This window comes from Chitinophaga sp. CC14, from assembly GCF_048957795.1.
In the GTDB taxonomy this organism is placed as follows: Bacteria; Bacteroidota; Bacteroidia; order Chitinophagales; family Chitinophagaceae; genus Chitinophaga; species Chitinophaga ginsengisegetis.
This window is the reverse complement of sequence record NZ_JARBFY010000005.1, coordinates 780,339-793,459: the sequence shown is the minus strand read 5'-3', so window position 1 is coordinate 793,459 and position 13,121 is coordinate 780,339. Positions and strand designations below refer to the sequence as shown.

General features: G+C 47.7%; 13 protein-coding genes. 9 read left to right on the top strand and 4 right to left on the bottom strand.

Translation table 11 applies throughout. The annotated features are described in order from the left end of the window. Positions 1-137 precede the first annotated feature (137 nt). The 7 genes from PV783_RS22745 (at position 138) to PV783_RS22715 (ending at position 6,829) form a co-directional block, all read left to right on the top strand. Positions 138-2,501: an ABC transporter permease gene (locus PV783_RS22745; protein WP_420989689.1), complete on the top strand. Its 2,364-nt coding sequence runs from the start codon at positions 138-140 to the stop codon at positions 2,499-2,501. 96 nt (positions 2,502-2,597) lie between these two features. Next, on the top strand, positions 2,598-2,810 hold the full coding sequence (locus PV783_RS22740; RefSeq protein WP_336388118.1) for a hypothetical protein: 213 nt from the start codon (positions 2,598-2,600) through the stop codon (positions 2,808-2,810). A gap of 100 nt (positions 2,811-2,910) precedes the next feature. Next, the gene (locus PV783_RS22735) at positions 2,911-4,110 is read left to right on the top strand and encodes a glycoside hydrolase family 71/99-like protein (RefSeq protein ID WP_420989688.1); all 1,200 of its coding nucleotides are present in this window, start codon (positions 2,911-2,913) and stop codon (positions 4,108-4,110) included. A gap of 77 nt (positions 4,111-4,187) precedes the next feature. Further along, entirely contained in the window at positions 4,188-4,565 is a 378-nt protein-coding gene (locus PV783_RS22730; RefSeq protein WP_420989687.1) for a hypothetical protein, read from the top strand. Positions 4,566-4,625: 60 nt separating this feature from the next. Continuing rightward, entirely contained in the window at positions 4,626-5,717 is a 1,092-nt protein-coding gene (locus tag PV783_RS22725) for an AI-2E family transporter (RefSeq protein ID WP_420989686.1), read from the top strand. 32 nt (positions 5,718-5,749) lie between these two features. Further along, entirely contained in the window at positions 5,750-6,232 is a 483-nt protein-coding gene (locus PV783_RS22720; protein ID WP_111579198.1) for a hypothetical protein, read from the top strand. 78 nt (positions 6,233-6,310) lie between these two features. Then, positions 6,311-6,829 (top strand): GNAT family N-acetyltransferase, encoded by a 519-nt coding sequence (locus tag PV783_RS22715; RefSeq protein ID WP_420989685.1) that lies wholly within the window; start codon positions 6,311-6,313, stop codon positions 6,827-6,829. On the opposite strand, the gene PV783_RS22710 is transcribed toward PV783_RS22715, so the two are convergent. Both PV783_RS22710 and PV783_RS22705 read right to left on the bottom strand, forming a co-directional pair. Next, on the bottom strand, positions 6,818-7,141 hold the full coding sequence (locus PV783_RS22710; protein ID WP_111579200.1) for a hypothetical protein: 324 nt from the start codon (positions 7,139-7,141) through the stop codon (positions 6,818-6,820). The genes PV783_RS22715 and PV783_RS22710 overlap by 12 nt on opposite strands. A gap of 5 nt (positions 7,142-7,146) precedes the next feature. After that, positions 7,147-7,983 carry a DUF899 domain-containing protein gene (locus tag PV783_RS22705; protein ID WP_420989684.1) on the bottom strand — a complete coding sequence of 279 codons (837 nt, stop codon included), beginning with the start codon at positions 7,981-7,983 and terminating at the stop codon, positions 7,147-7,149. A 134-nt stretch (positions 7,984-8,117) separates the two neighbouring features. Between PV783_RS22705 and PV783_RS22700 the strand changes: the two genes are divergently transcribed. Beyond that, positions 8,118-9,113 (top strand): GlxA family transcriptional regulator, encoded by a 996-nt coding sequence (locus PV783_RS22700; RefSeq protein ID WP_420989683.1) that lies wholly within the window; start codon positions 8,118-8,120, stop codon positions 9,111-9,113. 29 nt (positions 9,114-9,142) lie between these two features. After that, positions 9,143-11,017 (top strand): M1 family metallopeptidase, encoded by a 1,875-nt coding sequence (locus PV783_RS22695; protein WP_420989682.1) that lies wholly within the window; start codon positions 9,143-9,145, stop codon positions 11,015-11,017. 33 nt (positions 11,018-11,050) lie between these two features. Here PV783_RS22695 and PV783_RS22690 read toward each other — a convergent pair whose 3' ends face one another. Then, the gene (locus PV783_RS22690) at positions 11,051-11,710 is read right to left on the bottom strand and encodes a response regulator transcription factor (protein ID WP_079472565.1); all 660 of its coding nucleotides are present in this window, start codon (positions 11,708-11,710) and stop codon (positions 11,051-11,053) included. A gap of 2 nt (positions 11,711-11,712) precedes the next feature. Continuing rightward, on the bottom strand, positions 11,713-13,113 hold the full coding sequence (locus PV783_RS22685) for an ATP-binding protein (RefSeq protein ID WP_111579204.1): 1,401 nt from the start codon (positions 13,111-13,113) through the stop codon (positions 11,713-11,715). Between the last annotated feature and the right edge of the window lie 8 nt (positions 13,114-13,121).

Genomic DNA, 13,121 nt, shown 5'->3' with positions numbered 1-13,121 from the left:
CGTATAATATAAGCGGTCAGCCACTGTATCAAAAACGAACACATTATTTTAAAAATAACTTTTTAAATTACTGGAACGTAAACCATTTTCGGTGTGGCATGTTTTTTCAACAGGTGCTGTAACAGATATCATCTATCATGATAAGAAATTACTTCAGGATTGCATGGCGCAACCTGGTCCGCAATAAAGCTTTTTCTTTTATCAATATCCTGGGGCTGGCGCTCGGATTGGCCTGTAGCCTGCTCATGATCCTGTGGGTACAGGATGAAAAAAGCATGGATGGCTTTCATGCCAACAGTGATAAACTGTACCAGGTGTATGTGCGCCAGTCGTCCGGAGGTAAAGTAGATGCCGGGTATCTCACACAGGGACCATTGGCAGCAGAGCTGAAAAAAGAAGTGCCGGAAGTGGCTTATGCCAGCGGCTTTCAGGCTTTCCCGCCTGTTGCATTACGGGTAGAGGATAAAGTAATGAAGATCACCGGTGCGTATGCGGGCGCCGATTTTTTGCAGATGTTCAGTTATCCTGTATTGGCGGGCACAAAAGCTTCTGCCATCGATAAACCCGGCACTATTGCTATTTCCAGGCACCTCGCGGAATTATTTTTCGGTAGCCCGGAACAGGCATTGGGAAAAACGCTGCGTTATGAAGACACGGTAAGCCTGTCTGTTACTTCGGTATACGATGTGCCGGCCAATTCATCACAACAGTTTGATTTCCTCCGCAACTGGGAAGACTTTACAAAAAACAACGCCTGGACAAAAAACTGGGGCAGCTTTAGCCCGCTTACGTATATCCGCCTCCGTGACAACGCCGACGCAGGTAAAGTAGCCGCCAAAATAAAAGACTTCGTTTATAATTACCAGCCACGCAACAACAATTCCTATACAGAATTAGGCTTGCAGCCTTACAGCGAAAAATACCTGCACGCAGTATTCAGTAACGGTGTTCCCGGTGGCGGACGTATTGAATACGTGCGTCTCTTTACCCTGCTGGCAATATTTATCATGCTTATTGCCTGTATCAATTTTATGAACCTCTCTACTGCCCGCTCTGTAAAAAGAGCAAAGGAAGTAGGCGTGAGAAAAGTAGTAGGAGCGCTACGTTCTTCTCTTATCATGCAGTTTATTGGAGAAGCCATGCTGCTGGCATTCTTTTCACTGGTAATCGCCCTGTTGGTGGCAATATTACTGTTGCCTGCCTTTAACCAGCTCAGTGGAAAACAATTATCATTACCCATCTCACAACCTGTATTCTGGGCTACCTTGCTGGGGCTCACGGTGCTCACCGGTTTTGTGGCCGGCAGTTATCCGGCATTGTTCCTGTCGTCTCTGAACCCGGTACGGGTGCTCAAAGGAAGTCTGAAATTTGGCTCCGGCGCAACCAATTTCCGCAAAGGATTGGTAGTGTTTCAATTTACGCTGTCCATTTTGTTAATGATAGGCATGTTTGTGATTTACCGCCAAATGGATTATGTGCAAACGAAAAACCTTGGCTACGACCGGCAAAACCTTATCTACATTCCTATTGAAGGTAGCCTGATCTCGAAATACGATGTATTCAAAGAAACTGCCGCCAACCTGCCCGGCGTGCTGGCCATCTCTAAAATGAAGGAAACACCTACGGTAATACAACATCATAAAGGAGATATCAGCTGGTCAGGAAAAGATCCGGACGATGTTCCCTCTTTTGCCGATGCAGCAGTAGGCTACGATTTTATAAAAACCATGCACCTCACCTTACTGGAGGGCCGCGATTTTTCACGTGAATTTGGAAATGATTCCGGCAGCTATATCCTGAATGAAAGCGCTGTGAAAAGGATCGGTTACCAGCATCCGGTAGGACAACCATTCACACTCGGAAATGTTTCCGGTACTATTGTAGGCGTACTCAAAGATTTTCACTTCAACTCCATGCACGACGCCATAGAACCATTGGTGATCCGCCTGGATGAAAAGCCAAAATGGGGTACTGTACTGGTAAGAGCCGCCGAAGGCAAAACAACGCCGGTGCTGGCCGGGCTGGCAGGGATCTGTAAAAATCTGAATCCTAACTTTCCTTTTACCTACCAGTTCTCCGATGAAGAATATACAAAGCTTTATAAAAGTGAACAGATGGTAGGGCAGTTGTGTAATTACTTCGCCTGCCTCGCCGTATTTATTTCCTGCCTCGGGTTATTCGGTCTGGCCATGTTCACCGCCGCGCAACGTACAAAAGAGATAGGGGTGAGAAAGGTACTCGGCGCTTCTGAATCCAATATCTTCGTATTGCTATCAACAGGTTTCCTGAAACCGGTATTTATAGGGATGCTCATCGCCTTCCCGTTGGCCTGGTATATTATGAATCATTGGCTGGAACACTTCGCCTATAAAACAGACCTGGAATGGTGGATCTTTGCCGGCGCAGGACTCATCACTATTATTATTGCTTTACTCACAGTCAGCTTTCAAAGCATCCGGGCCGCCGCCATGAACCCCGTGAAAAGCCTGAAAACAGAATAATCCTACTTATTGGGGCGCTAATTCCCCATTATACCGCTAAAAATACGGCCATAGCAATGGCATGTGGATTGCCGGTACATTCATAAACGCAACATTATGAAAGTACTTGGCATGATCCTCATTATTGCTGGTATTGCAATGATCCTTATCAGGGGTTTCTCTGTTCAAACAGAAAAAAAAGTGGTAGACATTGGTCCCGTTGAAATTAATAAGAAAGAAAACAAATGGATCGGCTGGCCTACCTACGCAGGCGGTATCGTAGCCATTGTTGGGCTAGTGCTGGTGGTATCCGGTAAACGGAGAGACTAAAGGTGGTATATGTTCCTGTTGGAAAAATATTATCTTTAATCCCCAGGTCGATAAAAGAAATAAAATGATCAGTAAAAGGTTCCACGTTATATTAACATGCATGCTATTGGTATGCATGCTGGCTAAAGCACAGCGCTATCCTACCTACAAAGGACTGGTAATGGCTGGTTACCAGGGATGGTTTAACACACCCGGCGACAGCGCCGGCAGGGGATGGCACCACTATGAAAAAAGAGGCGTGTTCAAACCAGGCTCCTGCGAAATAGATTTCTGGCCCGATGTAAGCGAGTATAAGAAAACATATACCACCCCTTTTAATTTTGAAGATGGAAAGCCGGCTTCGGTTTTTAGTCCGCACGATGCTTCTACAGTAGCTGTACATTTTAAATGGATGAAAGACTACGGTATCGATGGCGTATTTATGCAGCGCTTTGTAGCGGAGATCAGGAACCCCAGTGGCAAAAAGCATTTCAACGCGGTACTGGATAATGCGATGACGGCGGCCCGTAAATACGACCGCGCTATTGCCGTAATGTATGACCTCAGCGGGATGCGTCCGGGAGAAGAGCAACTGGTGTTAAAAGACCTGGACGAACTAACAGAAAAATATGATCTGCTGCACGGCAGTAAAAGTCCTACTTACCTGCACCACAATGGAAAACCCTTTATCGTGATCTGGGGTGTGGGCTTTAATGATCGCCGCGCCTACGGACTAAAAGAAGCGGAAACCCTGCTCGATGCCATGAAAGCAAAAGGCTTCAGCGTGATGCTGGGTGTGCCTACCTACTGGCGGGAGTTGAGGCAGGACGCGGTAAACGACGAAGAACTGCACCGCCTTATTAAAAAATCGGATGTAATTATGCCCTGGTTTGTAGGCCGCTATAATGGCAAAAGCTATGATGGTTTTAAGCAGCTGATAACAGCTGATATCGCCTGGTGTAAAAGCAATGGTGTGGATTATGTACCACTGGCCTTCCCTGGCTTTTCCTGGAAAAACATGAATGGCCCGGAAGCCAACACCATTCCGAGAGAAGGTGGCCGCTTCTACTGGCGCCAGGTTGCAGGCGCAAAAAATGCCGGTGCGGAAATGTTGTATGTAGCCATGTTTGATGAAATGAATGAAGGCACCTCCATATTTAAATGTGCTACTGTGGATAAGTTACCGTTAAATGCAGCCGGCTCTTTTACAGGTATCGAAACAGCATTGGGCAGCGATTATTACCTGTGGCTTACAGGGCAGGCTGCCCGCTGGTTTCACGGGAAAGGCAAATATTCGGATCAGCTGCCGGTAAGAAAGTAACGGCATGGGATATACGAATGGTGTGTAAGAAATATAAGGCTGGCTTATTTATTATATTGTAGAATAAAACCTGGAAGATGTCAACATCTTTATTGGATCAAAACAACGATCCGCTGCTCAAAACTTTCATTGCCGGTAAACCGGATCATACATTGGCGCTGTTGCAGCACTTCATCGCCCAATATGAGAAACTGGGAAAGATATACTTGTATCCCACCAAATCCATGATAGGTATTGGTTTCAACGATAGCAGGGTAGCATGGATCACCCAGCTTGGAAAGAATTTCGTACATATTGTGTTCCCCTTTGAAAAAGCATACCCCGATAATTTATGCTTTCAGAAAATTGCGCAGGTACCGGGCACTAACCGGCAGTTTAATCATCATTTCCGTATGTATCTCCCGGAAGATATCAATGAAGAAGTACTGGCGTTTATGCGCCTGTCGCTGGAGTAATGGGTTTATGCCGGCGGTTTTAAGTATATTTAGGAAGAAACCTGTATAAAATACCGTCATATGAATCTCCATCGCCCTGCCTCTAAAAATATGATCGAGTCCATCCTGGTGCTGCTGTTGCTGCTGGCTTTGTTGCTGGCGCTGTATGATGTGCTGCGGCTCTTTTTCGGGATACTCACCTTTGCGCTGATCTTCTCCGTTTCTTTTCATCGCCTGTTTGAGCGCATGGTTATTTGGTTAAAAGGCCGCCGTAAACTGGCCGCTACCATATATGCGGTAGCGTTAGTAGCCATCATTGCCCTGCCGGTTACTTATTTTATTGCAGCGCTGAGTTCACATATCCGGGAAGCATTGCACTGGATCGGTAATGTAAAGGAAAACGGTTTGCCGGCGCTGCCCGACTGGATTGTAAGTATGCCATACATCGGCAGTGATATCGTGGATTTCTGGGAACATTTGCAGGAAAGCCCCCGCGAAACATTGTCCACCAATGTACATGAACAACAGGTAAGAATGGTGCTGCATCATATCATCAGCAGTGGCGCAGGTATTCTCGGTGCAGCAGGACAACTCATCCTCGGCATCATCATTTCCGCCTTTTTCCTGGTAGGCGGTGAAAAAGCGGTGCGCCCCATCAGGGCTACAGCCCAGCATTTGCTGGGACGTAAAGACGGCGCTGATCTGCTGAACGCTACTACGATGGCGATCAAGGGTGTGTCTATCGGTGTAATGGGCACTGCCTTCATTACCGCTATTGTGGCGTTTATCGGGCTTAAAATTGCGGGCATCCCCTTTGCCCTCGGCTTAGCCGCCATTATCTTTTTCCTGGTGGTGATACAGATAGGTCCGCTCGTGGTATGGATTCCTCTAACCATCTGGATGGCCACACAGGGTCATCCCGGCATGACGCTTTTCCTGGCCATTTATGGCGCCGGCATCCTGATCGGAGAAGCCATCCTGAAACCCTTGCTCATAGCCAGAAGCGGCAAACTGCCTTTCCTGGTATTATTCCTCGGCGTAATAGGCGGCATGGCCGCATGGGGATTCACGGGTATGTTTAAAGGCGCTATCATCGTAGCCGTATTCTATACCGTATTTAATTCCTGGTTGTTGCGTAAAGATGCCGCCCACGGTTCACATGCTGCAGAATAGATAGTATCTTCGCAACAAGCATCAGCAGAATTATGAAAGCGGCAAGTATCAGTGATATAAAAAAAGAATTAACTACCCTGCCTCCGGCAGAATTGTCGGCCTTGTGCCTGCGGCTGGCCAAATACAAGAACGATAACAAGGAACTGCTTACCTACCTTTTGTTTGAGGCCCACAACGAAGAAGGGTACATCGCCGCGGTGAAGGAAGAAATCGATAAAGGGTTTATTGAAATGGCCGGCGATAAATTATACCACGCCAAAAAAAGATTGAGGAAAATCCTGCGGATAACGAATAAGCATATACGTTATACCGGTTCCAAATCTGCCGAAACAGAACTGCTGATCTATTTCTGTACAAAAATGAAACTGTCCGGTTTATTATCTTCCTATAGTGTTCAGTTAAATAACCTCTACGAACAACAGGTGAAGAAGATCACAAAAGTGGTTTCCTCCCTGCATGAAGACCTGCAATATGATTATCTCCGTCAGCTGAAACGGCTTACCGGCGAGGATTAGCACTTTGGTTTGTTCCCTTCACCGGAAAATTTTATTTTGGTGGGTGTTGACGAATTAAAGAGGCCATAAAATGAATGCATGAAAGTTCTATTCGAAACGCCGCGGCTGCAGGTCCGCACTTTTGCCGCCACAGATGACGCATTTGTACTGGAGTTACTGAATACGCCTTCCTGGCTGCAATACATCGGCGACCGGCAGATCCGGACCCTGGCAGATGCACAACGCTATATCATGAATAACCTGTTACGCCTGTATGCTGAACAAGGCTATGGCGCATGGGTAGCAGTGTTGAAAGAAACAGGGAATCCTATCGGTATCTGCGGACTGTTTAAAAGAAAATACCTGGAGCAACCCGACCTGGGGTTTGCATTCCTGCCTGCCTATGAAGGTTTGGGCTATGCTTATGAAGCGGCTACAGCTACCATTGAATATTCCCGGCAGCAATTACCGTTCTCCCGGTTGTTTGCCATTACCCAGCAGGATAATCACCGGTCTGTTCGTTTACTGGAGCGGTCAGGATTCACGCTGCAGGGTACCATCCTTCCGCCCGGAGAAGTGGAAGAACTGATGTTATTTGATCTTGAATTAGGAAGCTGACTGCCGCCGTTTCCGGTAAGCCATGATCCTGCTTCCCGCCAGGTAAAGCAATGAACCCACACACAACACCACCAGCCCTGATCTCAGCCATGTAGCAGCGGTTACAGACAACCCGATTCCTGTACCCAGGGCTACATAGGCCGCGAAACAAATGGGGCACTTTGGCAGCAGTACAAGGGTGATGCCCGGTATCAGCCATCGTACGCCTTTTACAAAGCGTTGCCATAAAGTAAGCGGGCCGGTGGTTTGCGCAGCGGTTGTTTTGCGGGCGCCGCTGCCCGTAGCGGCGCCGCAGGAACAATGTGTTTTCATGATGCTTAGTCTTCTGAACAACAGGAACCCGGCGTTTTCTCTTTGTGATACCTGCCGGTATTGTCTACATGTCCTTTCTCTTCATATTTGTCGTGATGCCGTACCCACGATGTTAAATCACCACGTTCACTGGTTTCATTACGTCCCAGCGGCGCTATATCCAGGTAGTTGTAAGCGGCGAGCTGTAATTCGCCACCACGGCCATACGTGGAATACGTGTGATAAATATCGCCGGTTTCATCTTTGTAAAAAACACTGATGCCCTGCAGGTCTTCCAAATGATGCGGCAATCCTTCCACGATACCGTAATTGTAATACACCTTTCCTTTTTCCAGGTCTTCTTTACGGAAAGACACGTGATAATCGTAGTTGAAATCACTGCCTTCAGATGATACCCAGTTGAAGTGCCAGTCCATACGCTTGCGGAAAGCTTCCAGCGTGGCCAGCGGCGCACGTGATATCACCGCAATGGACACATCATGATGCTCCAGGTGAGGCAATACGCCGTTAATGGAATCTGCTGCAAAAGAGCAGCCTACACAACCTTCTTTTTCGTGGGGACCAAACATAAAATGCTGGATGATCAGCTGGCTGCGGCCATCAAAAAGGTCAGAAAGGGTGACCTTCCCTTCCGGACCATCAAATACATAGTTCTTCTCAACCTTTTCCCACGGCAATGCCATGCGCTCACGGGTAAGCTCATCCCGCAAACGGGTATATTCCTTTTCTTTCTGCAAAAACTTCTTCCTGGCTTCCAGCCACTCTTCAGAGGATACAATTTTGTGCGGGGGACCGGGTTTAACAGCACTATCTTTAAAACCAGTCGTTACAGGAGTACTCATGATTTTTGTGATTTTAATGTTCTACAAATCTCAGGAGTTAAAATGTAATTTAACGAGGGTGAATGCGACTTATTTAGGGGGTGTTTGTGCCACGTTAAAGTATTAAATTTGTGTTGTAACAGACACAAACTGCCATGAAGACTGTTTCTTTGCTTATTTATGAAGATGCCATTTTATCGTCCGTGTCCAGCGTGATGGATATCCTGCTGGGAGCTAACCGCTTCCTCATTGAAACAGGAAAGGAACCAGCCTTTAAGCTGGAGCTGGTCAGCGAGAAGTTGAAGAACATCCAGCTGCATGCGCCTGCGCAGTTTATCTGCTTCAAAACCATCGATGAAGTAAAACATACAGATCTCATCCTGGCGCCTGCCTTTGAAGGCTTAGCGGATGTTGTGCTGGAGAAGAACAAGGCGCTGGTGAACTGGATCCGCACCATGCACGCCTGCGGCACTGAGGTAGCCAGTCTTTGCCTGGGAAGCTATTTCCTGGCCGAAGCAGGACTGCTCTCCGGGAAATCCTGCACCTCTCACTGGACTGCCCTCGACGATATGCGCAGCCGCTACCCGGATGTCAATATCCTGGCAGACCAGGTAATGACCGACGACGATGGCGTGTACACCAGCGGCGGCGCCTTTATTTCATTAAACCTGGTATTGTACCTGATAGAAAAATTCAGCGGTCGTGAAACCAGCGTTTGGGTAAGTAAAATGTTTTCTATAGATATGGACCGCGTTAACCAGGCCCATTTCGCGGTGTTCCAGGGACAACGCCGCCACGAAGATGAAGACATTCTCAAAGCGCAGGCTTACATCGAAAAACACTACGATCAGCAGATCTCCATAGAACAGATTGCCGGCCTGGCGAATATGAGTAAACGTAATTTTGTTCGCCGCTTTAAACTCGCAACACACAATACCCCGATGGAATACCTGCAGCGGGTAAAAATAGAATCGGCCAAAAAAGAACTGGAGAAAAACGCCATCAACATCAGCACGCTGATGTACAACGCAGGATACAACGATCAGAAAACATTCAGACAGGTGTTTAAACGGTACACCGGTTTAACCCCGCAGGAGTATCGCAGAAAGTATTGCCGTGGCGGTGTGGATGTTTCCCCATACTTTCCCTAATTTTATCGTTTTCAAACCGGCAGATGCGTATGAACAAAATTATCTATAGCCTGCTGTTGCTGTTGGGTGTAAACACCATAGCATCAGCACAGGAATTGTATATGCCCCGTAACATTAAACAGGCATATGTGAACGGAACCCGCGACAAGAGCGGCGCACCGGGCAAACACTATTGGCAGAACAAAGGGGTATACAATATCCAGCTGGCTGTAAACCCGCCCAACCGCAAAGTAACCGGCAGCGAAACTATCAGCTACGTGAACAACAGTCCCAATACATTAAAAACAATTGTACTCCGGCTGATCGTGAACCTGCATAAATACCAGGCTCCCCGTTCAGGTTATGTGAGCAAGAACTTTTTAACGGATGGCATCACCATCGATACACTGGTGATCAATGGCGAAACGCTGAAGTTCAATAATGATGTAGGCACGCTCTCGCATGTGGTACTGCCAAAACCATTGCAGCCGAAAGACAGCCTCCAACTGCAAATCAGCTGGCATTACGACCTGTCTGTACAAAGCGGCCGGGAAGGCATGCTGGACAGCACCTCCGTTTTCATGGCCTATGCTTATCCCCGCGTATCTGTATACGACGACTACAACGGCTGGGACGCACTGGATCACACCGACCGGGTTGAGTTTTACAGCGACTTCAACGACTACAACGTATCGGTAACAGTGCCAAAGAATTTCGTAGTGTGGGGTACCGGCGATCTGCAAAATGCTTCTGAAGTACTACAACCTGATTTCGCAAAACGTTTGCAGCAATCTTACACTGCAGATAGTGTGATGCACATCGCTACGCTCGATGAAATGCAGCGCAAAGTAGTTACCCGCCAGAACAACACGAACACCTGGAAATTTAAAGCCACACATATCGCGGATGTTACCTTTGCGGCCAGCAGCCATTATGTATGGGACGCCGCCAGTGTAATCGTGGACAGCAGCACCATGCGCCGCGCCAGCGTACAGGCGGCGTTTAATGATACATCCACCGACTTCCATCACTCCGTGGCGTTTTCACAAAACGCACTGGGATGGTTCTCTCACCAGTGGCCGGGCGTACCGTATCCGTTTTCAGTAATGACGGCCGTGCAGGGCTTTGCAGATATGGAATACCCTATGATGGTAAACGATGGTTCGGTAGGAGATGACCTCGGTTTTGCGCAATTAGTGCAGGACCATGAAATAGCGCATACCTATTTCCCTTTTTACATGGGCATCAACGAAAGCCGCTACGCCTTTATGGATGAAGGCTGGGCCACCACTTTTGAATACCTCATCGGTATTGCGGAAAAAGGAAAGGAAACAGCAGATAACTTCTACAAAAAATTCAGGGTCACCAAATATATTTTTGATCCTTCTACGGAAGAAGATCAGCCTATCATTTCCATGTCCAACCAGGTAAGCGGAATGGGCTACAGCAACAATTCCTATGGCAAAGCATCCCTGTCGTACCTCGCAGTAAAGGACCTGCTGGGGGATAAGCGGTTCAGGAAATGCCTGCACGCCTATATGGATAACTGGCATGGAAAACATCCCATCCCCTGGGATTACTTCTATTCCTTCAATACTGCGGCGGGTGAAAACCTCGACTGGTTCTGGAATAACTGGTTCTTCAGTAATAATTACATCGATCTTACTTTATCAGATGTAAAACAAACAGGTAAAAGCATTAAGGTGAAAATAACCAATACCGGCGGCTTCGCTGTTCCGTTTGATGTGATCGTTACCTTTACGGATGGCAGCACGGCTACCCATCATCAAACACCGGCGGTATGGAAAGCCAATACAAAGGCTACTGTGCTGGATCTGGCAGTGAAGAAAGAAGTAACTGCCGTGCGGCTGGATGGCAACCTGTTTATGGATGCCAATGCAAAAGATAATAGCTGGAAGAAATAATACGGGAGAGGGGATCGCATCACGCGATTCCCTTTATTCTTCTTTCAACAGGCCGTTAATTTTACAATACTCCACGGCTTCTTCAATACTATTCACCTGGAACTTGCGCAGGATGTTCATCCGGTGCGCTTCAATAGTGCGGATGCTGATATTCAGCGATTCGGCAATATCTTTATTATTAAGTCCCTGGCTGATCATGCGCATGATCTGCTCCTCGCGGCGGGAAAGTGAGATCTCCTGCGTGCCGCCATTGCCGGGCGTTTGTTTGGCATCAAGATATTTCTTTACGAGGATATCGCTTACTTCCCCTATAAAATAATATTTACCCTGGTGGATAGTGCGGATAGCGCTGAGGAATATTTTATTGCTGGTATCTTTCAATATATATCCGCTGGCGCCCATTTCAAGGGCCGCTGCTACATAGTCGGGTTCGTCAAAAAGACTAAAGAACAGGATTCTGCCGCGGGGATTTTTTTCCAGCAGGCGGGTACTGGTTTCCAGGCCGTTCATACCGGGCATACGGATATCCATGATAATTACATCCGGTTGGATGGTGGCTAACTGTTGCAGCGCATCTTCGCCACTGCTGGCTTCTCCCGTCACTTCCATGTCGGCTTCGCTGTTGATAAGCTGTTTAAGGCCGTTCCGGAATATTTCATGATCATCTACTAAAAAAACGCCTATTTTTTTCATTGCTAAAAAGTTATTGCCAACTGTACAATTGTTCCGGTGCCGGGTTGTGAATTGATCTGAAGCGTGCCGCCCAGCAACTCCGCCCGTTCTTTCATATTACGGATGCCGTTTACTTTTTTGGCCTGCTCGGAGGAATATAGCTGCTGGCTATCGAAATGAAAACCTTTGCCGTTATCCCTTACGGTCAGTTGCAGGAAATTGGCAGTGCCGTCAATATCTATTTCAATGGTATCCGCATCTGCATGCTTGATGGCATTGTTCAACGCCTCCTGCAAGATACGGTAAACGCCTGTCTTTACTTCCTTTGGCAGTGGCGCCGCCGCTAAGGTGTCTTCCAGCTGGAAGTCTATACCGGGAGCCGTTTGGCGGCATAGCTTTATCAGTTCATCAATGGCCGCCCGCAGGCCGAAATCTTCCAGCACACTGGGCAACAGGTCCGCACAAATCCGTTTGGTTTCATTGATGATGCTGTACATCATGGTATTCACCATCGCAATTTCAGGATCGGGGCGCATACTCCGGTCTTCTATCTGTTCCAGCTTCATACGCAAGCTGGTCAGCATCTGGCCGATGCCATCATGTATTTCAGCGGCAATCCGCTTACGCTCTTTCTCCTGCCCGTTGATGATGGAATACGACCGTATACGCTGCTCCGTTTCCTGGCGCAGCAGTTTTTCCTGGTTGGCCAGCTGCACCTGCTCTGTTAACTTACGCGCCCGCTCTTCGGCATCTACCAGCCCGCGGATTATTTTCCGGATGCGGGTAGACAATGGGTAGAAGATCACCCCTGCTTCCAGCATCAGGGTGAAAAGCACCAGACCCAATACGATGTATTCAATTTCCTTCAGGTTACGGATCCGCTCTTTGGAAAAGCGGTCGTAGTCAAATACAATCAGCTCCATGCCCAGCAGGTACGACTTCTCATACGCCAGTATTGTTTGCACATACGGGCGGATATGCGCCGGCTTAAAGGCGCTGTCGCTGTACAATACCGTAATCATTTTACTGGCGGCATCCCATATTTCCTGGTGGGGGTTGCGGATAATCTCAAACATCTGCTTCAGCTCATCCTGGTCGTTCGCCGGTAAATTGAGAAAGTTACTGCCTGCCTGTAAGCCTTCGTGCGATTTCTGCCACTGCTTCAGCGTATTGATAAATTCTTTCCGGTTATCATCTATATCCCTGCCGGATTCCAGCAACAGCGCCAGCTTACTGAGCGTTTGACTATACGTTCGCAGCTTTCCCGCAAAGTTGATCACATGCGAATCGTTCATCTGGTGGTTCAGCGCCTGCTGGATTTTTATCTGGCTGAATATGGACAACAGCGCAATAGTAGTGAGCGCCACCGCGTAGAGGATGGTGAAGATCTTAAAAATACTTCTGTCTTCAGATACAGGATGCATAATGTTAA